The 23,973-nt window shown below is 68.3% G+C and carries 21 protein-coding genes; 20 read left to right on the plus strand and 1 reads right to left on the minus strand.

All coding sequences use genetic code 11. The annotated features are described in order from the left end of the window. Positions 1-512: 512 nt before the first annotated feature. Positions 513-1,337, minus strand: a complete 825-nt coding sequence (locus RZE79_RS12940) for a ferritin-like domain-containing protein (RefSeq protein ID WP_319360731.1) — start codon at positions 1,335-1,337, stop codon at positions 513-515. A 261-nt stretch (positions 1,338-1,598) separates the two neighbouring features. On the opposite strand from RZE79_RS12940, the gene alaS reads away from it, so the two are divergent. The 20 genes from alaS to RZE79_RS13040 all read left to right on the plus strand — a co-directional run bounded on the left by alaS (position 1,599) and on the right by RZE79_RS13040 (position 23,842). Then, positions 1,599-4,223 carry an alanine--tRNA ligase gene (gene alaS / locus RZE79_RS12945; RefSeq protein WP_319360732.1) on the plus strand — a complete coding sequence of 875 codons (2,625 nt, stop codon included), beginning with the start codon at positions 1,599-1,601 and terminating at the stop codon, positions 4,221-4,223. Positions 4,224-4,255: 32 nt separating this feature from the next. Then, entirely contained in the window at positions 4,256-5,272 is a 1,017-nt protein-coding gene (locus RZE79_RS12950) for a 2-dehydropantoate 2-reductase (RefSeq protein WP_319360733.1), read from the plus strand. 53 nt (positions 5,273-5,325) lie between these two features. Further along, positions 5,326-6,585, plus strand: coding sequence for a D-amino acid dehydrogenase (locus RZE79_RS12955; RefSeq protein ID WP_319360734.1), 1,260 nt, complete (start codon positions 5,326-5,328; stop codon positions 6,583-6,585). Between the two features lie 192 nt (positions 6,586-6,777). Next, positions 6,778-7,761, plus strand: a complete 984-nt coding sequence (locus RZE79_RS12960; RefSeq protein ID WP_319360735.1) for a tripartite tricarboxylate transporter substrate binding protein — start codon at positions 6,778-6,780, stop codon at positions 7,759-7,761. Positions 7,762-7,780: 19 nt separating this feature from the next. After that, positions 7,781-8,596 (plus strand): SDR family oxidoreductase, encoded by an 816-nt coding sequence (locus RZE79_RS12965; protein WP_373696552.1) that lies wholly within the window; start codon positions 7,781-7,783, stop codon positions 8,594-8,596. 41 nt (positions 8,597-8,637) lie between these two features. Then, positions 8,638-9,201 (plus strand): cupin domain-containing protein, encoded by a 564-nt coding sequence (locus tag RZE79_RS12970; protein ID WP_228121791.1) that lies wholly within the window; start codon positions 8,638-8,640, stop codon positions 9,199-9,201. Between the two features lie 15 nt (positions 9,202-9,216). Beyond that, positions 9,217-10,086, plus strand: coding sequence for an alpha/beta hydrolase (locus tag RZE79_RS12975; protein ID WP_319360736.1), 870 nt, complete (start codon positions 9,217-9,219; stop codon positions 10,084-10,086). A 36-nt stretch (positions 10,087-10,122) separates the two neighbouring features. Next, positions 10,123-10,962, plus strand: a complete 840-nt coding sequence (locus tag RZE79_RS12980) for an IclR family transcriptional regulator (protein WP_319360737.1) — start codon at positions 10,123-10,125, stop codon at positions 10,960-10,962. A 16-nt stretch (positions 10,963-10,978) separates the two neighbouring features. Continuing rightward, positions 10,979-11,818, plus strand: a complete 840-nt coding sequence (locus RZE79_RS12985; protein ID WP_319360738.1) for an SDR family oxidoreductase — start codon at positions 10,979-10,981, stop codon at positions 11,816-11,818. Then, a complete protein-coding gene (locus RZE79_RS12990) occupies positions 11,811-13,508 on the plus strand; it encodes a thiamine pyrophosphate-binding protein (RefSeq protein ID WP_319360739.1) in 1,698 nt (565 codons plus the stop codon). The genes RZE79_RS12985 and RZE79_RS12990 overlap by 8 nt, the downstream gene beginning before the upstream one ends. A 20-nt stretch (positions 13,509-13,528) precedes the next feature. After that, a complete protein-coding gene (locus RZE79_RS12995; RefSeq protein WP_319360740.1) occupies positions 13,529-14,329 on the plus strand; it encodes an aspartate dehydrogenase in 801 nt (266 codons plus the stop codon). 16 nt (positions 14,330-14,345) lie between these two features. Further along, complete coding sequence (locus RZE79_RS13000) at positions 14,346-15,821, plus strand: aldehyde dehydrogenase (protein WP_319360741.1); 1,476 nt, start codon at positions 14,346-14,348, stop codon at positions 15,819-15,821. Positions 15,822-15,834: 13 nt separating this feature from the next. Continuing rightward, positions 15,835-16,806 carry a VOC family protein gene (locus RZE79_RS13005; RefSeq protein WP_319360742.1) on the plus strand — a complete coding sequence of 324 codons (972 nt, stop codon included), beginning with the start codon at positions 15,835-15,837 and terminating at the stop codon, positions 16,804-16,806. A gap of 14 nt (positions 16,807-16,820) precedes the next feature. After that, positions 16,821-17,807 (plus strand): tripartite tricarboxylate transporter substrate binding protein, encoded by a 987-nt coding sequence (locus RZE79_RS13010; protein WP_319360743.1) that lies wholly within the window; start codon positions 16,821-16,823, stop codon positions 17,805-17,807. A 28-nt stretch (positions 17,808-17,835) separates the two neighbouring features. Next, complete coding sequence (locus tag RZE79_RS13015) at positions 17,836-19,005, plus strand: FAD-dependent monooxygenase (RefSeq protein WP_319360744.1); 1,170 nt, start codon at positions 17,836-17,838, stop codon at positions 19,003-19,005. 31 nt (positions 19,006-19,036) lie between these two features. Next, positions 19,037-19,258: a recombinase-like helix-turn-helix domain-containing protein gene (locus RZE79_RS13020; protein WP_319360745.1), complete on the plus strand. Its 222-nt coding sequence runs from the start codon at positions 19,037-19,039 to the stop codon at positions 19,256-19,258. 11 nt (positions 19,259-19,269) lie between these two features. Continuing rightward, entirely contained in the window at positions 19,270-20,322 is a 1,053-nt protein-coding gene (locus RZE79_RS13025) for an aromatic ring-hydroxylating dioxygenase subunit alpha (RefSeq protein WP_319360746.1), read from the plus strand. Positions 20,323-20,345: 23 nt separating this feature from the next. Further along, positions 20,346-21,314 (plus strand): PDR/VanB family oxidoreductase, encoded by a 969-nt coding sequence (locus RZE79_RS13030; RefSeq protein WP_319360747.1) that lies wholly within the window; start codon positions 20,346-20,348, stop codon positions 21,312-21,314. Between the two features lie 57 nt (positions 21,315-21,371). Further along, positions 21,372-22,478, plus strand: coding sequence for a porin (locus RZE79_RS13035; RefSeq protein ID WP_319360748.1), 1,107 nt, complete (start codon positions 21,372-21,374; stop codon positions 22,476-22,478). A gap of 47 nt (positions 22,479-22,525) precedes the next feature. Further along, positions 22,526-23,842 carry an MFS transporter gene (locus RZE79_RS13040; RefSeq protein ID WP_319360749.1) on the plus strand — a complete coding sequence of 439 codons (1,317 nt, stop codon included), beginning with the start codon at positions 22,526-22,528 and terminating at the stop codon, positions 23,840-23,842. Positions 23,843-23,973: the final 131 nt, after the last annotated feature.

Below are 23,973 nucleotides of genomic sequence, written 5' to 3' on the forward strand. Positions count from 1 at the left end.
CGTGTTGCAGGCCCCGCCAGGCAACGGTCTTGAGCGCTGCACACAAGGTTTTCCACAACATTGTCCCCATCGGATTGGGAAAACCCGTCACTTCGATGTGGTAGCGCGATGGCGGCCCTGCGGCAGGCAAAAAAATACCCGCCGGAGCGGGTATCTCGAGAGGCCCCCGAAGGGGCGCGCTCTAAGGCAAACAGAGAGCTCTTCTTTTGCGGCCCTGTTGCGTGACAGCAGGTGCATCCTCGGTGAGGACGGGCGCCCGGCGTGTCAGCTGAAAAATGTCGTAACCGTAGGACAAGTTAAAAAGTGTGAAGAATTTGGCAGTTTTTCGAACTTGCGGGGATGCCGGTGGCCGGCACGATCGTGCAGAACTGTCGGTGTTGTCTGACAACCCGGCGGCAGCGCTGGCCCTAAATTTTGCGGACTCGCTTCCAGTGCGGGTTCTCTGTGCGTGACAGCAATCCAGAGATTCAGCCCAGCATCGTGCTGGGTTTTTTTTGCCTGTTTTCTGCCCTTCAGCGCAGAAAAACGTGCTCCATGAACTGCCGGATCGGGTACTGGATCACCGTCTGCACGCGGGCCGGCAACTCCAGCGGGCGCATCAGCATCTTGAGCGCGGTGCCGGGGCTCAGGTGGGTGCGGATGGTGCGGTTCATGCGGGCGCTGAGTTGCTGCACATAGGCCACGTCGCCCGCCCGGTGCGGCGCGCGGGCCTTCACCGCGTGGCGGATGGCGCAGTCGGCGTCCTCGCTTTTCAGTTCCAGGGTGCGCCGGCCGATGGTGCCCATCACGCGGAAGCGGTTCAGCCGCTCTTGCGCCCGATAGCGGCGAAAGAACCGGTAGAAGTGCTTGTAGTGGTTGACCTCGTCGGTCGCGATGCGCGTGGCCAGGTCGCGCAGTACCGGCTCGGTGGTGCTGCGGGCCATGGCCCGGTAATAGGTGGCGGTGCCGGTCTCGACCACGCAGCGGGCGGTCAGTTCAAGGGCGCGGGTCGGAGCGAGCAGCTCGACCTTGCAGTAGGTCGCGTACTCCGCCAGGAAGCCGCGGTAGGCCGTGTCCCAGTCGAATTCGGGCCACACGTGCCGCACATAGGCGCGCAGGGCCCGGCCGTGCTGCAGTTCTTCCTGCTCCCAGTGGTTCGACAGCCACTCGGTCACCTCGTCGTCGCCGCGAAAGAAATCGACCAGGTTCTGGGTGTACAGGTCGGAGCCGCTCTCGATGAAGGAGGCCGACGCCACCAGGTAGAAGAGGTTTTCGTCCGTGCGCACCTGTTCGCGTGCGATGCGGGAGAAATCGAGGTCTTCGATCTTCCAGTGAGGTGCTGAGGCCTGACCCGCCATGCGTGCTCCTTGATTCATGGTTGCCGATGAAAACAGGGAAGAAACAGGCTGCAGCCGGGGAGGGCGCGCGCCGCTTCAGCCGTCCATATTAGCCCCGGCTTTCGGATCGCGTGCGCGCAAGGCCCGGGGCGGGCCCGGGCACCATGCGCAAACCTATAATCGATTGTTCAAGCAAATCAAGCAGTTAGGCCGGTTCAACGCAGTGGTTTCGACGCAGGGTCGCCATCGCCAGGCCGCCCTGACGGCAGACGAAATCCAAAGATGAGCCAGCCCACATTCACGGTCGCGGACGTCCGCAAGACCTTTCTCGATTTCTTCGCCTCCAAGGGCCACACGGTGGTGCCTTCGAGTTCGCTGGTGCCGGGCAACGACCCGACGCTCATGTTCACGAACTCGGGCATGGTCCAGTTCAAGGACGTGTTCCTCGGCGAGGACAAGCGCCCCTACGTGCGCGCCGCCTCGGTGCAGGCCTGCCTGCGTGCCGGCGGCAAGCACAACGACCTCGAGAACGTGGGCTACACCGCGCGCCACCACACCTTCTTCGAGATGCTGGGCAACTGGAGCTTCGGCGACTACTTCAAGCGCGACTCGCTGAAGTGGGCCTTCGAGCTGCTGACCCAGGTCTACAAGCTGCCGGCCGAAAAGCTCTGGGCCACCGTCTACATCGAGGACGACGAGGCCTACGACATCTGGACCAAGGAAATCGGCCTGCCGCCCGAGCGCGTCGTGCGCATCGGCGACAACAAGGGCGGCCGCTACATGTCCGACAACTTCTGGATGATGGCCGACACGGGCCCCTGCGGCCCGTGCTCCGAGATCTTCTACGACCACGGCCCCGAGATCGCCGGCGGCCCGCCCGGCTCGCCCGATGAAGACGGCGACCGCTACATCGAGATCTGGAACAACGTGTTCATGCAGTTCGACATGCAGCCCGACGGCTCGGTCAAGAAACTGCCCGCGCCCTGCGTCGACACCGGCATGGGCCTGGAGCGCCTGGCGGCGATCCTGCAGCACGTGCACAGCAACTACGAAATCGACATCTTCGAGGCGCTCATCAAGGCCGCCGGCCGCGAAACCGGCACGCAAGACCTGTCGAACAACTCGCTGCGCGTGATCGCCGACCACATCCGCGCCACCTCGTTCCTGGTGGCCGACGGCGTGATTCCGTCGAACGAAGGCCGCGGCTACGTGCAGCGCCGCATCGTGCGCCGCGCCATCCGCCACGGCTACAAGCTCGGCCAGAAGAAGCCCTTCTTCCACAAGCTGGTGCCCGACCTCGTGGAGCTCATGGGCGACGCGTACCCCAAGCTCGTGGCCGACGAGAAACGCATCATCGACACGCTGAAGGCCGAAGAAGAACGCTTCTTCGAGACGCTGGCCAACGGCATGGAAATCCTCGACGCGGCGCTGGCCGGCGATGCCAAGGTGCTGCCGGGCGACGTCGCCTTCAAGCTGCACGACACCTACGGCTTTCCGCTCGACCTGTCGGCCGACGTGTGCCGCGAGCGCGGCCTGAGCGTCGACGAAGCGGGCTTTCACGCCGCCATGGAAAAGCAGAAGGCCGCGGGCCGTGCCGCCGGCAAGTTCAAGATGGACCGCAACGTCGAGTACGCCGGCGCGGGCAACACCTTCACCGGCTACGACCACCTCGAAGAAAACGCCCAGGTCGTCGCGCTGTACCTCGACGGCGTGGCCGTCGACGCGCTGAAGGAAGGCCAGAGCGGCATCGTGGTGCTCGACACCACGCCGTTCTATTCGGAGAGCGGCGGCCAGGTCGGCGACCAGGGCGTGCTCGTGGCCGAAGGCGTGCAGTTCGGCGTCGACGACACGCAGAAGATCAAGGCCGACGTGTTCGGCCACCACGGCACGCAAACGCAAGGCACGCTGAAGGTCGGCGACGCGGTCAAGGCCGCGGTCGACACCGCGCGCCGCGCCGCCACCATGCGCAACCACTCGGTCACCCACCTGATGCACAAGGCCTTGCGCGAAGTGCTCGGCGACCACGTGCAGCAGAAGGGTTCGCTGGTCGATGCCGACAAGACGCGCTTCGACTTCGCGCACAACGCAGCCGTCACGCGCGACCAGATCCTCGAGATCGAGAAGCGCGTCAACGCCGAGATTTTGGACAACGCCCCCACGCAAGCCCGCGTGATGGACCTCGAGTCGGCCCAGAAGACCGGCGCCATGATGCTGTTCGGCGAGAAGTACGGCGAGACCGTGCGCGTGCTCGACATCGGCACCAGTCGCGAACTGTGCGGCGGCACCCACGTGGGCCGCACGGGCGACATCGGCCTGTTCAAGATCGTCAGCGAAGGCGGCGTGGCCGCCGGCGTGCGCCGCGTCGAAGCGGTCACGGGCGCCAACGCGCTGTCGTACCTGCAAGACCTCGAATCGACCGTGCAGAGCGTGGCCGCCACGCTCAAGTCGCCGGCCGCCGAGCTGCAGGGCCGCCTCTCGCAGGTGCTCGAGCAGGTCAAGACGCTCGAACGCGAAGTGGGTGCGCTCAAAGGCAAGCTCGCATCGTCCAAGGGCGACGAACTCATCGCCCAGGCGGTCGACGTCAACGGCATCAAGGTGCTCGCGGCCAAGCTCGACGGCGCCGACGCCAAGACGCTGCGCGACACCATGGACAAGCTGAAGGACAAGCTGAAAACGGCCGCCATCGTGCTGGCCGCCGTCGATGGCGACAAGGTGCAGATCGCGGCCGGCGTCACGGCCGACAGCATCGGCAAGGTGAAGGCCGGCGAGCTGGTCAACTTCGTGGCCCAGCAGGTCGGTGGCAAGGGCGGCGGCAAGCCCGACATGGCCATGGCCGGCGGCACCGATGCCGCGGGCCTGCCGGCTGCGCTGCAATCGGTGCAGGCCTGGGTCGCCCAACGCACCTGAGACCCTTCCGCTCACTACCCACACAGCACTTCATGTCCGACGCGATCCCCGGTGAAGTGCTCGTGATGGGGGCGGGCACCATCGGCTGTTTCATCGGCGGCAGCCTGGCCGCGGCGGGCGTGCCCGTCACCTTCGTCGGCCGTCCGCGCGTGCTCGACAAGCTCGCGCGCCACGGCCTCACGCTCACCGACCTCGACGGCGCCAGGCACAAGCTGGCGGCGCCCACACTGCGCCTGTGCGAGCAGGTGCCGGTGGGCGCGCGGCCCGCGCTGGTGCTGCTGTGCGTGAAGAGCGGCGCCACGGCTGAGGCGGCACGCGAACTGGCCTTTGCCTTGCCGGCCGGCACCACGGTCGTCTCGCTGCAGAACGGCATCTCGAACTGCGCTGCTGCGGGGCAGGCCGGCCCTTCGCTCAATATCCGCGCGGGCATGGTGCCGTACAACGTGGCGGAGATCGACGACGGCGCCTTCCACCGCGGCACGGCCGGTCGCCTGGCCGCGGAAGACGACCCTGCGCTGCGCGACTGGCTGCCCGTGTTCGAGCGCGCCGGCGTGCCGCTCGACCTGCATGCCGACCTGCTGCCCGTGCAGTGGGGCAAGCTGCTGCTCAACCTCAACAACCCGGTCAACGCGCTGTCGGGCCTGCCGCTGCGCGACGAACTCATGCAGCGCGGCTACCGCCGTTGCTTCGCGGCGCTCATCGACGAAACGCTGGACGTGCTGCGCACGGGCGGCATCGTGCCCGCGCAGGTGGCGGCCGTGCCGGCGCGGCGGTTGCCTGGGCTGCTGCGCTTGCCCGACTGGCTGTTTCGCATCGTCGCGGCGCGCATGCTGCGCATCGACGTCAAGGCACGCTCCAGCATGGCCGACGACCTCGCACTGGGCCGTCGCACCGAGATCGACGCGCTCAGCGGCGAGGTGGTGCGGCTCGCTCAAGAGCATGGCCTGAGCGCACCGCGCAATGCGCGCATGGTCGCGCTGCTCGAGGCCTGGCCGCAAAGCCCGAAGCGCTGGACGGCACGCCAATTGCAGGACGCACTGGGTCTTTGACCGCCGGCCCTGTACCCTCGGCCCATGGCGGCTTTCAAGAGGGAGGGGTTGTCATGCAGGTCCTGATTCTCGGCAGCGGTGTCATCGGCACCTCGGTGGCCTACTACCTGGCGCGCGCCGGGCACACGGTGACGGTGCTGGAGCGCCAGCCGGCGCCCGCGCTCGAAACCAGCTTCGGCAATGCGGGCGAAGTGTCGCCCGGCTACTCGGCGCCGTGGGCCGGGCCGGGCGTGCCGGTGAAAGCGATCAAGTGGATGCTCATGCAGCACAGCCCGCTGGTCATCAAGCCGATGCTCGATCCGGCGATGTGGCGCTGGGGCCTGTCGATGCTGCGCAACTGCACGCAGGCGCGCTACGAACTCAACAAGGGCCGCATGGTGCGGCTCGCCGAATACAGTCGCGACTGCCTGAAGACGCTGCGCGCCGACACCGGCATCCGCTACGACGAGCGCATGCAGGGCACGCTGCAGCTCTTTCGCACGCAGGCACAACTCGACGGCACTGCGAAAGACGTCGAAGTGCTGAAGGCGTCCGGCGTGCCCTACCAAGTGCTCGATCGCGACGGCTGCGTTGTGCATGAGCCTGCGCTCGGCGCCGTGAAAGACAAGTTCGTCGGCGGCCTGCGCCTGCCGGGCGACGAGACCGGCGACTGCTTCAAGTTCACGCAGGCGCTCGCGAAGCTGGCCGAAGCCGAGGGCGTGCAGTTCCGGTTCGGCGTGAGCATCGAGGCCATCGAGCACGAAGCGGGGAAGGGCGTGACCGCGGTGCGCACCGACCAGGGCCATTTCACCGCCGACCGCTACGTGGTCGCGCTCGGCAGCTACTCGCCCGCGCTGGTGCGGCCGCTGGGCATCGGCCTGCCGGTGTACCCGGTCAAGGGCTTCTCGATCACCGTGCCCATCACCGACGCGAGCGGCGCGCCCGAATCGACCGTGATGGACGAGACCTTCAAGGTCGCCGTCACGCGCCTGGGCGATCGCATCCGCGTGGGCGGCACGGCGCAGCTCTCGGGCTTCGACCTCGCGCTCGATACGCGGCGGCGCGACACGCTCGAACACGTCGTGACCGACCTGTTCCCGCGCGGCGGCCCGGTGCGCGACGCGTCCTTCTGGACCGGCCTGCGCCCCATGACGCCCGACGGCACGCCGGTGATCGGCGCCACCCGCGTGCCCAACCTGCTGCTCAGCACCGGCCACGGCACGCTCGGCTGGACCATGGCGGCCGGCACGGGCCGCGTGATGGCCGACCTGATCGGGGGCAGGGCGCCCGAGATCGACATGGAAGGCCTGACCGTCGCGCGCTACGGCGGGTAGCCAAACCCCGCTCCCACCCTCGAAGGGCGGCCCGAAACGGCCGCCCTTTTTCGTGGGGCGTACACGCCCGGTTGCACGCTGACTAGGGTTTTTACCTAGTCATGAAGTTGTCTTCCTCGGTATTCTCGCGGTGTTCCATTAATAAATCGTTGTTTCTTTAGTGAAACAAACAACCGATTCCACGGACCCTCGATGACACACACTCGCCGCCTCGCCATCGCCGCTGCCGTCTCCCTGGCCGCCGCTTGCGCTTCCGGACTCGCCTGGGCAGACACCTACCCCAGCAAGCCGATCACGCTGGTCGTTGCCTATCCGGCGGGTGGCGACACCGACGCCCTGGCGCGCCTGTACGCCGAGAAGCTCTCGGCCCGCGTCGGCCAGCCCGTGGTGGTCGACAACCGGCCCGGTGCCAGCGGCATCATCGGCAGCGCCTATGTGTCGAAGGCCGCGCCCGACGGCTACACGCTGCTGCTCGCGCCCAGCACCTTCTCGATCGCGCAGCTGGTGCTCAAGACCGGCAGCTCCTCTGGCTACGACGTGCTCAACGGCTTCACGCCGATCGTGCAGACCGGCAATCTGCCGCTGTTCCTCGTGGCCAGCGGCGCCAAGGGCTACACCGGCCTGAAGGATGCGGTGGCCGCGGCCAAGGGCGGCAAGTCGCTGAGCTACGCCAGCCCGGGCAGCGGTTCGCCGATGCACATCCTGGGCGAGATGTTCGCCCGCGCCTCGGGCACCAGCCTGGCGCACGTGCCGTACAAGGGCGTGGCGCCCGCCGTCAACGACGTGCTCGGCGGCCACGTGCCGGTGACCTTCATCACGCTCGGCCCCGTGGCGCCGTACATGCCCAACGGCAAGATGGTTCCGCTGGCTGTGGCCTCGAAAGAACGCTCGCCGCTCGCACCCAAGGTGCCGACCTTCGCCGAGCTGGGCTACAAGGACGTCGAGCTGACCGCCTGGAACGGCCTGTGGGGCCCGCGCAACCTGCCGCCCGAAGTCGTGAAGACGCTCAACGGCCACTTCAACGAAATCCTGAAGATGCCCGACATCGTGTCGCGCATGGCTGTGCTGGGCACCACGCCCGTGGGCGGCGACGCCGACGTGCTCGCCAAGACCAACGCCGCCGACTTCGCGCGCTTCGGCAAGGTCATCAAGGAGCTCGGCATCCAGGCCGACTGAACTTAACCAGAAGCCCGCCATGACCGACCTCAAAGCCATCGCCGATCCCTCCAGCCTGCAGTCGCTGCTGGCCGAGATGCCCGCCAATCTGCTGGCCGGCCGCCGCGTGCTCGTGACCGGCGGCGCGCGCGGGCTGGGCCTGGCGTTCGCGCAGTGTGTGGCTGCGGCGGGTGCGAGCGTGGTGCTGGCCGACATCCTCGGCGAGCTGGCCGAGACGGAAGCCCAGGCGCTGCGCGATGCCGGCCGCACGGCGCACGCGCTGACGATCGACCTGTCGGACCCGGCCTCCATCGAGGCGGGCGCCGCCGAGGCGGTGCGCCTGCTGGGCGGGCTCGACGGCCTCGTCAACAACGCCGCCATCACCAACTCGGGCGGGCGCGACGCGCACCAGCTCGAGATCGACATGTGGGACCGCGTGATGAACGTCAACGTGCGCGGCAGCTGGCTCATGGGCCGCGCCTGCCGCCCCGCGCTGGCTGCCAGCGGCCGTGGCGCCATCGTCAACCTCGCGTCGGACACGGCGTTGTGGGGCGCGCCCAACCTGCTGGCCTATGCATCGAGCAAGGGCGCCGTCATTTCCATGACGCGCTCGCTGGCGCGCGAATGGGGCGGCGACAACATCACGGTGAACGCCGTGGCGCCCGGCCTCACGCTGGTCGAGGCCACCGAGTACGTGCCGATGGCGCGCCACCAGAAGTACCTCGAAGGCCGCGCCATCCCGCGCGAGCAGCAGGCGGCCGACGTCTGCGGCGCCACCGTGTTCCTGCTGTCCGGCCTGGCGCGCTTCGTCACCGGCCAGCTGCTGGCCGTCAACGGCGGCTTCGCGATGCACTGAGCGAATCACCGAACGAATTTTCCCGACCAAGGAGTACACCCATGAGCGATTTGTCCGAACAGCAAAAGATCAACAGCAACACCGCCGCTGGCGATGTCGGCAGCACGCTGGTGCAGCCTGAAGGTTCCAGCCTGGCCGAGTGGATGAACACGCGCATCGCGCGCTACGAAACCCGCACCTACGACTGGGACGCGCTGAAGTTCCAGGCCGACTTCGATCCCAAGTTCCGCCGCGCGCAGATGCGCTACGTGGGCACCGGCGGCACCGGTGTCGCGGCCGACACCAACACCGTGCCTTCGGAGCACTTCACCTTCTCGACGATGGTGATCCCCGCCGGCCATGAAGGCCCGCCGCACCTGCACACCGACGTGGAAGAGGTGTTCTTCCTCATCCGCGGCAAGCTCAAGGTCGTCATCGAAAAAGACGGCGAGCGCTTCGAAACCATCATGACCGACCGCGACCTGATCTCGGTGCCGCCCGGCGTGTACCGCGAAGAGATCAACATCGGCGACGAAGACGCGCTGATGTGCGTGATGCTCGGCGCACAGAAGCCGATCAAGCCGACGTACCCGGCCGACCATCCGCTGGCCAAGATCAAGCGCTGAGCGAGCGAGCAGCCCATGGCCACCATCGACATCCCCGCGCAGACCCTGCCGGCTTCCGAGCTGGCGCGGCTCGACGCGCGCTTTCCGGCCCGCGACGTCGCGGTCGGCGGCGGTGCGGTGGTGTCGGTGCGCGAATGCGGACAGGGCCCGGTGATCGTGTGCCTGCACGGCATCGGCTCGGGCGCGGCCTCGTGGCTCGACACCGCGGCGCTGCTGGCGCCGCAGGCCCGCCTCATCGCGTGGGACGCACCGGGCTACGGCCGCTCGACGCCGCTGGCCTCGGCCGCGCCGACCGCCGCCGACTACGCCGCACGCTTGGGCGAATTGCTCGACGCGCTCTCGATCCGCTCCTGCGTGCTCGTCGGCCATTCGCTGGGCGCCATCACCGCCGCATCGGCTGCGCGCGAAGACTCGAGCACCAGTGCCCGCATCCGCCGCCTCGTGCTCGTGAGCCCCGCCATCGGCTACGGCGCCCCCGACCGCATCGACGCCCGCGCCAAGGTGCGCGCCGAACGCCTGGCCACGCTCGACGACCTCGGCATCGCCGGCATGGCCGCGAAGCGCGCGGGCCGGCTCGTGTCCGACGGTGCCTCCGAGCATGCCCGCCAGTGGGTGCGCTGGAACATGGCGCGCCTGAACGACCACGGCTACCGCCAGGCCGTCGAGCTGCTGTGCAACGCCGACCTGCTGGCCGATCTGCCGCCGCCGATGCCCGTGCGCGTGGCCTGCGGTGCGCTCGACGTCGTCACGCCGCCGGCTGCCTGCGAAGAAGTCGCGCGCCGCTGCGGCGTGCCGCTTGAATTGGTGGACGATGCGGGTCACGCCGGCTATGTGGAACAACCGCAGGCCGTCGCCGCCTTGCTGCGCGAATCGCTCGCCGGCTGACCCGACACGAACAAGAGAACCGAGAGGAATTCCCAGATGGCCACCGACAACGAAGTGATGGAAGAGGGCGCAGACCGCTACAACGTGCCCGCGCTGGAGCGCGGCCTGCGCGTGCTGTGCGAGTTCAGCCGCGAGAGCCGCACGCTCTCCGCACCCGAACTGGCGCGCCGCTTCGACCTGCCGCGCTCGACCGTCTTTCGCCTGCTCACCACGCTGGAGAGCATGGGTTTCCTGGAGCGCGCCGAGGGCGGACGCGACTACCGCCTGGGCCTGGCCGTGCTGCGCCTGGGCTTCGAATACCTGGCCTCGCTGGAACTCACGCAGCTGGGCACGCCGCTGCTCAACCGCCTGTGCGACGAACTGCGCACGCCCTGCAACCTCGTGGTGCGCGACGGCCGTTCGATCGTCTACGTCGCCAAGGTGGCACCGGCCACGCCGTTCGCCAGCTCGGTCACGGTGGGCACGCGCCTGCCGGCCCACGCCACGGTGCTGGGCCGCATCCTGCTCGAAGACCTCACGCTGCCGCAGCTGCGCGCGCTGTACCCCGAGGACAAGCTCGAGACCTTCTCGCCGAGCACGCCCAAGACCGTGAACGAACTGTTCGACATGGTGCAGGCCGACCGCCAGCGCGGCTATGTGCTGGGCGAGGGCTTCTTCGAATCGAACATCTCGACCATCGCCGCACCGGTGCGCGACCACAGCGGCCACATCGTGGCGGCGCTGGGCGCCACCATCACCTCGGGCCACATCGACGAGAACCGCATGGACGAGATGGTGCTGCGCGTGCGCGGCACGGCCGACGAGATCTCGGGCCTGCTCAATTACTCGCCCGCACGCAACAGCACCGCCAAGGTGGTTCCGCTGCGCAGCGCCTGACACGTTTTTTTCGATCATGACGACCTTCGCCCCTTCCTCCTCTTTCTTCGCCGCCGACGCACTGGCCGGCCGCGTGGCCGTGGTCACGGGCGGGTCGTCGGGCATCGGCCTGGCCACGGTCGAGCTGCTGCTCGGCTGCGGCGCCGCCGTGGCGCTGTGCGGCCGCAACGCCGAACGGCTCGATGCCGCCGTGGCCGGCCTGCGCGCCATGTACCCGGACGCGAAGCTGTTCGCGCAGACCTGCGACGTGCTGGATGCCGCCTCGGTGCGCGCCTTCGCCGCCGCCAGCGAGGCCGCGCTTGGCCCGGCGTCGATGCTGGTCAACAACGCAGGGCAGGGGCGTGTGTCCACGTTCGCCGACACCGACGATGCGGCCTGGATGGAAGAGCTGCACCTGAAGTTCTTCTCGGTCATCCACCCCACGCGCGCCTTCCTGCCGCAGCTCGCCGCGCAGCGCGCCGTGCTCGGCGATGCCGCCATCGTCTGCGCCAACTCGCTGCTTGCGCGCCAGCCCGAGCCGCACATGGTCGCCACCTCGGCCGCGCGCGCCGGCCTCTTGAACCTCGTGCGCTCCATGGCCACCGAGTTCGCGCCGCACGGCGTGCGCGTCAACGGCATCCTGATCGGCCTCGTCGAGTCGGGCCAGTGGCGCCGCCGCTTCGAGGCGCGCGAAGACAAGTCGCAGGACTGGGCCACCTGGAGCCGCCAGCTCGCCACCACCAAACACATCCCGCTGGGTCGCCTGGGGCTTCCGACCGAAGCCGCGCGCGCGATCCTTTTCCTTGCTTCACCGCTCGCGTCGTACACGACCGGCAGCCACATCGATATCTCCGGAGGCCATTCCCGCCATGCATAACCCCAACAACACCGTCACGGTCGGCGCCGTCGTCGCCGCCTTTCTCGAGCAGTGCGGCGTCAAGGCAGCCTTCGGCGTCATCTCGATCCACAACATGCCGATCCTCGATGCCTTCGCGCAGCGCGGCACGGTGCGCTTCATCTCGGCGCGCGGCGAGGCCGGCGCGGGCAACATGGCCGACGCCTATGCGCGCTCCACCGCCAGCCTGGGCGTGTGCATCACCAGCACCGGCCCGGCCGCGGGCAACATCGCCGGCAGCATGGTCGAGGCGCTGACCGCCGGCGCGCCCCTGTTGCACATCACCGGCCAGATCGAGACGCCGTACCTGGACAAGGGCATGTCGTACATCCACGAAGCGCCCGATCAGCTCACCATGCTCAAGGCCGTGTCGAAGGCCGCGCTGCGCGTGCGCAGCGTCGAGACGGTGCTCGGCACGCTCAAGCGCGCGGTGCAACTCGCGATGACGGCGCCGACCGGCCCGGTCAGCGTGGAGATTCCGATCGACATCCAGTCGGCGCTCACGACCATGCCGGCCGACCTGTCGCCGCTGCCCATCGAGCGCCCCGTGCCTTCGGCCGCCGGCCTCGATGCACTGGCCGCGCGCCTGGCCACCGCCCAGCGTCCGATGCTGTGGGTCGGCGGCGGTGCCCGCCACGCCCGCTCGGCCATCCAGCGCCTGCAGAAGCTGGGCTTCGGCGTGGTCACGACCACGCAGGGCCGCGGCACGGTGCCGGAAGACGACGCCGGCTCGCTCGGCGCCTACAACATCCAGAAGCCCGTCGAGGCCTTCTATCAGACCTGCGACGCGCTGCTCGTGGTCGGTTCGCGCCTGCGCGGCAACGAGACGCTCAAGTACGAGCTGAAGCTGCCGCGTCCGCTGTACCGCATCGACGCCGATGCCGCCGCCGAAGGCCGCTGCTATGCGTCCGAAGCCTTTGTCTGCGGCGATTCCGCGCTGGCCCTCGACGGCCTGGCCGACCGCCTCGAAGCCGCGAAGTACAAGGCCGACCCGCAGTTGCTGGTCGACCTGCGCGCCGCGCACGACCAGGCCGTGGCCACGCTGCGCGACGGCCTCGGCCCGTACGCCGAACTCGTGCGCCAGCTGCAGTCGGTGGCCGGCCGCCAATTCAACTGGGTGCGCGACGTGACGGTGTCGAACAGCACCTGGGGCAACCGCGAGCTGCGCGTGTTCGAACCCAGCGCCGGCGTGCACGCCACGGGCGGCGGCATCGGCCAGGGCATGCCCATGGCCATCGGCGCGGCCATCGGCGCGGCGGTGACGGGCTCGGGTCGCAAGACCTTCTGCCTGGCCGGCGACGGCGGCTTCATCCTGAACCTGGGCGAGCTGGCCTGCATGGTGCAGGAGAAGGCGCCCATGGTCATCGTGCTCATGAACGACAAGAGCTACGGCGTCATCAAGAACATCCAGGACGCGCAGTACGGCGGCCGCCAGTGCTACGCCGAGCTGCACACGCCCGACTACGACCTGCTGTGCCAGTCGATCGCGCTGCCGCATGCCCGCGTGAAGGACCTGGCCGACCTGCCGGCGCATCTGGACAAGGCGCTCGCCGCCGACGGCCCGTTCCTGCTGGAGATCGACATGCTGTCGATCGGCGGTTTCAAGACCACCTTCGCCGGCCCGCCGACCAACACGGTCACGCAGATTCCCGCGCTCGGCGCGGCCCAGTGAGCGAACGCGGAGCCCCACGCATGACCACTGCCATCACGCGCATTGCACTCGTCGGCTGCGGAGCCATCGGCACCTCGGTGCTCGAACTGCTGCGCGGCGATCCCGCCCTGAAGGTGGTGGCCATCGTCGTGCCGGCCGAAGGCATCGCCGCCGCGCAGAAGGTCGCACCCGACGCGCAGGTCGGCAGCGCCGTGCCCGCCGACGGCATCGACCTCGTGGTCGAGACCGCCGGCCATGCCGCCATCGAGCAGCACGTGCTGCCCGCGCTGGCACGCGGCACGCCTTGCGTGGTCGCATCGGTGGGCGCGCTGTCGGCCACGGGCTTCGCCGAGAAGCTCGAAGCCGCCGCCGTCGCCGGCCACACACAGGTGCAGCTGATTCCCGGCGCCATCGGCGGCATCGACGCGCTCGCCGCGGCCCGCATCGGCGGCTTGAGCAGCGTGCGCTACACGGGCCGCAAGCCGCCGCAGGCCTGGAAGGGCACGCCGGCCGAGCAGGGCCGCAACCTCGACACGCTCGCCCACGAAACCGTCATCTTCGAAGGCAGCGCGCGCGAAGCGGCCTTGCTCTACCCGAAGAACGCCAACGTGGCGGCCACCGTCTCGCTCGCGGGCCTGGGCTTGGACCAGACGCAGGTGCGCCTCATTGCCGACCCGGCCACCACCGAGAACGTGCACACCGTCGAAGCCGAAGGCGCCTTCGGCAGCTTCGCGCTGACCATGCGCAACAAGCCGCTCGCGGCCAACCCCAAGACCTCGGCCCTGACCGTGTACAGCGCCGTGCGCGCGCTGCGCAACCGCGTCGCGCCCCTGGCCATCTGACCTTTCGAGTCACCCCATGATTTCTTCCGAACTCCTTCCGATCTGCATCGCCGGCGAATGGCGCCTGGGCGGCGGCGACGTCTACGAAAGCCTGTACCCGGCCACCGGCGAGCCCATTGCGCGCCTGAAGGCCGCGAGCCTTGCCGACGTCGAAGAAGCCATCACGCGCGCCGACCACGCCTTCCGCACCAGCGGCTGGGCCCAGCGCCTGCCGCACGAGCGCGCCGCCGTGCTGCACCGCGTGGCACAGCTGATCCGCGAAGAGGGCGAGTCGCTCGCGCAGAAGCAGCGCCTGGACAACGGCAAGCCGATCAGCGAAACGCGCAACCTCGTGGCCAGCGCCGCGGCCACCTTCCAGTTCTTCGCCGCCGCGCTCGAGACGCTCGAAGAAACCATCACCCCCTCGCGCGGCGCCTTCGTCACGATGAGCGTGCACGAGCCCATGGGCGTGGTCGCGGCCATCACGCCGTGGAACTCGCCCATCGCGAGCGAAGCCCAGAAGCTGGCGCCCGCGCTGGCGGCCGGCAACGCGGTGGTCGTGAAGCCCGCCGAAGTCACGCCGCTGATGGCGCTGGAACTGGCGCGCATCTGCGAAGCGGCCGGCGTGCCCAAGGGCATCGTGAGCGTGCTGCCGGGCAAGGGCTCGGTGATCGGCGACGCGATCACCAAGCACCCGTTGGTCAAGCGCGTGTCGTTCACCGGCGGCACCACCACCGGCAAGCACATCGCCCACATCGCGGCCGACAAGATGATGCCCGTGTCGCTCGAGCTCGGCGGCAAGTCGCCGACCATGGTGCTCGACGACGCCGACCTCGACCATGCGGTGAACGGCGTGCTGTACGGCATCTTCAGTTCGTCGGGCGAGTCGTGCATCGCGGGCTCGCGCTTGTTTGTCGCACGCAGCATCTACGACGAGTTCCTCACGCGGCTGGCCGAAGGTGCCAACGCATTGCGCGTGGGCGACCCGGCCTCGGAGCGCACGCAGATGGGGCCGCTCATCACGGCCAAGCACCGCGAAGGGATCGAGCGCTATGTGGACCTGGGCGTGTCCGAAGGCGGCCGCATCCGCACGGGCGGCGTGCGCCCGCACGGCGCGGACTACGACAAGGGCTACTTCTACCAGCCCACCATCCTCGAAGGCCTGACCAACAGCGCCCGCATCAGCCAGGAAGAAATCTTCGGCCCGGTGCTGGTCGCGATGCCTTTCGACAACGAGGAAGAGCTGATCGCGCAGGCCAACGACAGCATCTACGCGCTGGCCGCCGGCGTGTGGAGCCGCGACTTCAAGCGCGCCTGGAAGCTGGGCCGCGCGGTGCAGGCCGGCACGGTCTGGGTCAACACCTACAAGCAGTTCTCGGTGTCCACGCCGTTCGGCGGCTGGCGCGACAGCGGCCTGGGCCGCGAGAAGGGCCGCGAAGGCATCTTCCAGTACATGGAGCAGAAGAGCATGTACTGGGGCACGAACGAACAACCGCTCCCGTGGGCGAACTGAAGAGGAACGCACGATGAGCGTACTTGGCATCGACCAGATCACCTACGGCGCGGACGACCTGCCCGCCTGCCGCCAGTTCTTCCAGGACTGGGGCTTGTCACTCACGTCCGAAGCCGCCGACGAACTCGTCTTCGAGTGCCTCAACGGCTGCAAAGTGGTCGTTGCGGCGTGGGACAAGCCCGGCCTGCCGCCCGCGATGGAAGAGGGCCCGACATTGCGTGAAGTGGTGTGGGGCGTGGAAAGCGACGCCGACCTGGACCGCTACGCCGCCGCCATCGCGCAAGACCCGGCCTTCATCGACACGACGGTCGACGGCGCGCGTCGCATCGGCTGCACCGACCCCAACGGCCTGGCGGTGCGCCTGCAAGTGAGCCGCAAGCGCGCGGTCGAAGTCGACTGCGGCGCCATGAACACCTGGAACGCCAAGCCGCGCGTGAACCAGGCCGCACCGATCTACGAACGCGCCACGCCCATCGAGGTCGGCCACGTCGTGTTCTTCGTGAGCGACGTGAAAGCGACGAGCGCGTTCTACGCGCAGCGCTTCGGCTTCGTCTCGTCCGACGGTTATCCGAACCGCGGTGCTTTCATGCGCTGCGCACCCGAGGGTGGCCACCACGACCTGTTCCTGCTGCAGATTCCGTCGGGCAAGCGCGGGCTCAACCACGTGGCCTTTACCGTGCGCGACATCCACGAGGTGTTCGGCGGCGGCCTGCATTTCTCGCGCTGCGGCTGGGACACGCAACTGGGCCCGGGCCGCCACCCCGTGTCGTCCGCGTACTTCTGGTACTTCAAGAACCCGGCCGGCGGCCTCATCGAGTACTACGCCGACGAAGACCAGCTCACCGCCGACTGGCAGCCGCGCGAGTTCGAACCCGGCCCGACCGTGTTCGCCGAATGGGCGGTCGATGGCGGCCTCGATGGCCACACGCGCCGCCAGAAGAACGCCGAAGGCCCGAAAGGTGCTTTCCTGACCGAGAAAAAGTGAACCCGGTGAACCTCATGCAACGACGTTTTTCTTTCTCCCTGCTGGCGGCCGCCGCACTGGCCATCGCCTTGCCCGCGTACGCGCAGAGCGACGTGCACAAGCAGCTGTCGAGCGATCGCTTCACCATCATCTCGCCGTTCCCGCCCGGCGGCCCGGTCGACACGCTGGCCCGCGTGCTGTCCGACGGCCTGGCCAAGCGCTACGGCCAGGCCGCCGTGGTCGAGAACCTCGTGGGCGCGGCCGGCAACATCGGCATCGACAAGGTCAAGCGCGCCAAGGGCGACGGCCACACGCTGCTCGTGGTGCCGGCCGGCAACCTCACGATCAACCCGACGCTGATGCCGAACTTTCCGTTCAACATCGAAAAGGACTTCGTGCCCGTCACCATGCTCGCCAAAGCGCCCAACGTGCTGGTGGCGGCGCCGGCCTCGGGCATCAAGAGCGCGAAGGAACTGGTGGCGATGGCCAAGGCCAAGCCCAACACGCTGTCGTATGCATCGCCCGGCGTGGGCAGCGGCCTGCACCTGGCGGGCGAGCTGTTCAAGCAGCAGGCCGGCATCGACCTGCTGCACGTGCCCTACAAGGGCACGGCGCCCGCGCTCAACGACGTGCTCGGCGGCTCGGTGCCGCTGATGTTCAGCAACCTGCCCGCGACCATGCCCTTCATCAAGAACGGCAAGCTCATTGCGCTGGGCGTGACCGAGGCCAAGCGCAGCCCCGCCGCGCCCGACATTCCCACGCTGGCGGAGCAGGGCATCCAGGGCGTCGCCGTGACCTCGTGGTACGGCCTGCTGGCCCCCAAGGGCACGCCGCCCGCCGTGGTCGAACAGCTTGCGAAAGATGCGGCCGAGATGCTGGCGCAGCCCGACGTGCGCGAACGCCTGAAGGCACAAGGCATGACCGATGCGGCCATGAAGCCCGCCGAGTTCGCCACCCACATCCGCGATGAGACGGCCGTCTGGGCCCGGATCATCAAGGCCCGCAACATCGTGGCCGAGTAAGCCGCACGCAAGAACAAAGAGAGACAGCATGCACACAAGCGAATCCACCATCGGCATCGTCGGTGCCGGCATCGGCGGCCTGGTCGCCGCCATTGCACTGCGCCGTGCCGGGCACGACGTGGTCGTGTTCGAACAGGCCAAGCAGTTCGCCCGCGTTGGCGCCGACATCAACCTCACGCCGAACGCCGTGCGCGCACTCGACGGCCTGGGCGTGGGCGACGCCGCCCGCGTAACAGCGGCGCGCCCGTCGCACCGCATCAGCCGCACCTACGACAGCGGCGAAGAAACCTCGCGCCTCGAAATGGCCGACTCGGCCGAGCAGCGCTACGGCGCGCCACAGCTCACCATCCACCGCGCCGATCTGCTGGCCGCGCTGGCCGACATGTTCCCCGCCGAGCGCGTGGCGCTCGGCAAGCGGGCCGAGACCATCGCGGCCGACGACAACGGCGTGACCCTGTCGTTCAGCGACGGCACCAGCGCCCGTGTGGGCGTGCTCCTTGGTGCCGACGGCATCCACTCGGGCGTGCGCACCGCGATGTTCGGCGCCGAGAGCCCGCGCTTCACGGGCATCGTCGCCTACCGCGCCGTGGTGCCCGCCGAGCGCGTGGCCGGCGTGCCCAACCTGGGCGCCTTCACCAAGTGGTGGGGCCCGAACCCGCAGAGCCAGATCGTCACGTTCCCGCTGAACCGCGGCAAGGACATCTTCATCTTCGCGACCACGCCGCAGGACACCTGGCACCTCGAGTCGTGGACCGCGCCGGGCAGCGTCGACGAACTGCGCGAGCAGTACGTGGCCTACCACCCCGAGGCGCGCGCATTGCTCGACGCCTGCGACACCGTGCTGAAGACCGCGCTGTACGAGCGCGACCCGATGCCCGCCTGGGCGCAGGGCCGCCTGGCGCTGCTGGGCGATGCCGCGCACCCGATGTTGCCCTTCATGGCGCAGGGCGCCGGCATGGCCATCGAAGACGCCGTGGTGCTGTCGCGCCACCTCGACGGCGTGGCCATGGCCGACATTCCTGCCGCACTGCAGGCCTACCAGACCGCGCGCATCGAACGCGCCAGCCAGGTGCAGCTCGGCTCGCGCGGCAACAACTGGCTGCGCGAAGGCGGCAACGCCGACTGGGTGTACGCCTACGACGCCTGGGCCGTGCCGCTGGGCGAGCCGGCGCAGGGCGCTGTCGCTGCTACTGCCTGAAATTTTTCTCCTCGCCATACGGAGGCTCACGATGCAACAAGACCGCTTTCTCCAACCGCACCAGGCGCGCCAGCGCCCCGCGACCACCTACGAAGACCTGCTGGGCGACGTGATCGAGCGCGCCTATGCCGACGGCATCCATGACCTGGCGGGCCTCGTGCAGCGCCTGAACGACAGCGGCCTGGCCACGCCGGGCGGCCTCGCATGGACCGAGGCGCTGTACCGCAAGGAAATGGCCACGCTGGCCGCCTGAGGAGAACCACCATGACCATCGCCATCCATCCCGTCGCACCGGCCCCTGTCGATCCGGTCGACCACCTGCTCGAGATCGGCCTGAAGGATCTCTGGTACCCGATCTGCCCTTCCCACTTCATCAAGGAGAACCCGATCTCCCTGCGCCGCCTCGGCCGCAAGATCGCGCTCTGGCGTGACGGCGAAGGCGTGCTGCACGCGCTGGAAGACCGCTGCCCGCACCGCGGCGCGCCGCTGTCGCAGGGCGTGATCCTGGGTGACCGCCTCTCGTGCCCGTACCACGGCGTTGAAGTGCGCCACGACGGCGTGGTCACGCGCGTGCCCGGCAGCCCCGGCTGCAAGCTCGAAGGCTCGCGCGCCACCCGCCACTTCCATGTGCAGGAGCGCGCGGGCGCCGTGTTCCTCTACAACTCGAAGGAGCCGGTCGATGTGCCGCCTCCTCTGGTGCTGCCCGAGCAGCTGACCGACGAAGCCGAGTACTCGAACTTCCTTTGCTACACGGAGTGGAAGGGCGACTACCGCTACGTGCTGGACAACGTGATGGACCCGATGCACGGCACGTACCTGCACAAGCAGTCGCACTCGATGGCCGAGGGCGACTCGAGCGCCAAGTTCGGCGTTCGCCCGACCGACATCGGCTTCGTGTTCGAGAAGGAAGGCCAGCGCAACGTCAACTTCGACTGGACCGAGTGGGCAGACACCGGCATCCACTGGATGCGCCTGGAGATTCCGTACCCGAAGACCGGCGGCCCCGGCGGCAACTTCATCATCATCGGCGCCTTCTCGCCGATGGCCAACGGCATGACGGCCACCTTCTTCTGGCGCGCACGCAAGCTGTCGCCGGGCTGGGAGCGCGACACTTGGCGCTTCCTCTACAAGAACCGCCTCGAGGCGCGCCACTGGCACGTGCTGGAACAAGACCGCGTGATGCTCGAAGAGATGGAAGCCGACGCCAACCAGCACGAGAACCTGTACCAGCACGACCTGGGCATCGTCCGCCTGCGCCGCCACATGCGCAACCTGGCGCAGGCGCAGCTGGCGCAAGCCGAAGCCGCCACGGCCTGAACTGCAAGCAAGCGAGCATCGCCATGTCTTCTCCCACGCTGAACGCCCTCGTGCACACCATGCGCTACGAGGCCGACGGCATCGTCAGCGTCGAGTTCCGGCCGGCCACGCCGGCGGTGGACTTTCCCGCCTTCGAGGCCGGCTCCCACATCGACCTGCACCTGCCCAACGGGCTGGTGCGCAGCTACTCGTTGTGCAACCCCTCGAGCGACCGCCAGCGCTACGTGGTGGGCGTGCTCAACGACCGCAAGAGCCGCGGCGGCTCGCGCTACGTGCACCAGCAATTGCGCGTGGGCATGACGCTGCCCATCTCGGCGCCGCGCAACAACTTCAAGCTGGAAGAGGGCGCCGAACGCTCGGTGCTCGTGGCCGGCGGCATCGGCGTGACGCCCATCTGGTGCATGCTGCAGCGGCTCGTTGCCATCGGCAAACCGGTCGAAATCGTCTACTGCGCGCGCACCCGCAAAGAGGCCGCCTTCTGCGACGCCATCGAGGCGCTGGCCACCGAGAAATCGGTGCAGCTCACCTGGCACTTCGACGACGAGAGGGGTGCTCCGCCCGACCTCGCATCGCTGCTGGCCGGCAAGGGCACCGCCAGCCACTACTACTGCTGCGGCCCCACGCCGATGCTCGACGCTTTTGAAAAGAGCTGCGAGCAACTGGGCTACGCCAACGCACACATCGAGCGCTTCGCCGCCGTGCATGTGGAGGCGCCCAGCGCCACACAGACCTGCGTGGTGCAGTGCGCCAAGAGCGGCAAGAGTGTCGAGGTGCCCCCGGGCAAATCGATTCTCGACAGCCTGATCGACGCTGGCCTCACCCCCGACCACAGCTGCAAAGAGGGCGTCTGCGGCGCCTGCGAAACAGCGGTGCTCGAGGGCGAAGTCGATCACCACGACGGCATCCTCACCAAGATCGAACGTGCGTCCAACAAGACCATGATGATCTGCGTCTCTCGCTGCAAGGGCGAGCGGCTGGTGCTGGACATTTGAGACGCTGAGGCCACACCCCCACAAGACGGCCGAGAGAAAAACCAACCGAGACATTCAATGAAAAAGTACTTGATCGCGATGGCTGCGGCCACCGCGGCTGGCGCAGCGCTGGCCCAATCTTCCGTCACGCTGTTCGGCGTGGTCGATGCCTCCGTGATCTACACGCGCGGCAGCGGCGACGGATCGGCCCACAAGACGCAGCTGGGCAACAGCGGCAACATGTTCAGCCGCCTCGGCTTCCGCGGCACCGAAGACCTCGGCGGCGGACTCTCGGCCAGCTTCTGGCTCGAGATGGGCCTGCAGAACGACAGCGGTACGGGCTTTCCGTCGAACTCGAACAACCAGGCCAGCGGCAACGGCACGTCCGGCGTGATGAGCTTCAACCGCCGCTCGACCGTGAGCCTGGCCGGCCCCTTCGGTGAAGTGCGCCTGGGCCGCGACTACGTGCCGGCCTTCTGGAACACCGCGATCTTCGACCCCTTCGGCACCGGCGGCGGCATCGGCGCCAACCAGATCTACTTCTCGGGCCTGGGCGGCCTCGTGGCGCCCACCGGCACGCGCGCGTCGAACAGCATCGGCTACTTCCTGCCGGCCAACCTGGGCGGCTTCTACGGCCAGGTGATGTACGGGATGGGCGAGAACGATTCGACCTCGGTGCTGCCCGGCACGCAGGTGTCGAACAAGCGCGACGGCCAGCACACGGGCGCGCGCTTCGGCTACCAGAGCGGCGGCCTCAACGTGGCCATTGCCACCGGCCGCACGCGCTACGTGAGCGGCGACCTGCGCGTGACCAACCTCGGCGCGGCCTACACCTTCGGCCCCTCGCTCATGAACCTCAAGCTCACGAGCGAGCTGTACAAGGAATCGAAGGGCAGCACCGATGCCAAGGGCGTGCTGGTCGGCTTCCAGCTGCCCATCGGTCCGGGCGAGATCAAGGCCTCGTACGCGCGCTACAAGCTGGAGCCCCTCAACGCGGTGCGCGAGCCCACGACGTCGAAGCTGGCGCTGGGCTACGTGCACAACCTGTCCAAGCGCACGGCGGTGTACGGAACCATTGCCCGCATCAGCAACAAGAACGGCGCAACGCAGGCCTTGGCCGGCGCCATCACGCGGCCCAACCGCGCCTCCAGCGGCGTCGAGTTCGGCATGCGCCACATGTTCTAGGCGCGGCCACACGACGCGCATCCCCCAAGCAAGAGAGAGCCCCGGTCATGCAGAGCAAGAACTTCCGTTGGTACGGCGTCATCACGCTGTTCGTGATCGTGGCGATCTCCTACGTCGACCGCATCAACATCGCGGTGCTGATCACCGATGCGGACTTTCTGAAGCACGTGGGGCTCGACCCTTCCGACCGCGTGAGCCAGGGCCTGCTGGCCACGGCCTTCATGCTCGGCTACGGCGTGTCGGCCTTCGTGCTCACGCCGTTCTGCTCGGCGCTGTTCGGCGTGCGGCGCAGCCTGATCTACGGCCTCATCCTGTGGGGCGTGGTGACCTGGGCCTCGCCGATGTTCAACAGCTACGGCCTGCTGCTGGCCTCGCGCGTGCTGCTGGGCGTGTCGGAAGGGCCGCTGTTCTCGCTGGCCTCGTCGTACATCAAGGCGCACTTCAAGAGCGACGAGAACGGCAAGCCCAATGCGCTGGTGAACATGGGCACGGGCCTGGGACTGGCGGTGGGTTATCCGCTGGTGGGCTACCTGCTCACGCAGTTCGATTGGGACAGCTCCTTCCATGTGCTCGGCGTGCTCAACATCGTGCTGGGCATTCCGCTGGTGCTGGCCTTCGTGCGCATGCCGCCGGGGCATGGCGACGACATCAAGCCTTCGTCGCTCGGCGATGCGATGTCGCGCGTGGCGGGCATCGTGAAGGGCGCGCTGCACACGCGGCATCTGTTTCTCATCACGCTGCTCACGTCGGCGGCGCTGGCTTACCTCTGGGGCAGCAGCAACTGGCTGCCGACCTACCTGCGCGAGGCGCGCGGCTTCTCGCTGCGCGAGATGGGCTGGATCGCCTCGCTGCCGCAGTACGCGACGGTGCTCGCGGTGTTCACGGGCGGCGTGCTCATCGACAAGCTCGGGCGCGACCGCGTGCCCTTCATCTTCATGGGCGCAAGCGCGGGCGTGGCGCTGTCGGTGTTGCTGGCCATCAATGCGCGCGACCCGTACATGGCCGCGACCTGCCTCGTGGCCGCCAACTTCTTCTGGGGCCTGCAGAGCCCGGCCATTCCGAGCACGGTGCAGCACTGCTCGCGTGCCGAGCACACGGCCAGCGCGTTCGGCGTGACCAACGGCGTGGGCAGCCTCGTGGCGGGCTTCATGCCGGCGCTGATGGGCGGCGTGATCACGGCGGTGTCGCACAGTGGCGGCGCAACGCACACCACGGTCACCGCGGCCTCGTCGGCGGCGGGTTTCTTCGCGGGCTTTGCACTGCTCATCGGCACACAGGTCGTCGTGTTCGCATGCGGCTTTCTGCTGTGGTGGCGCGAGCGCGCGCAACGCACCGCTGCAGTCTCTGGTTCACAGCTTTCGTAGCGTTCGCCGCGGCTTGAACCTTCGTACTGTGGCCGCTTCGTCACAGTGCATGGCCCGTGTTTTCGTCATCTGCGTGAGCAGGTGTTTCGGGCGCAGAACCATCTTCGTATCGCATGGCACACACCGCGTGC

The sequence above is a fragment of the Variovorax sp. EBFNA2 genome (assembly GCF_033802765.1).
GTDB classification, from domain to species: Bacteria; Pseudomonadota; Gammaproteobacteria; order Burkholderiales; family Burkholderiaceae_C; genus Variovorax; species Variovorax paradoxus_H.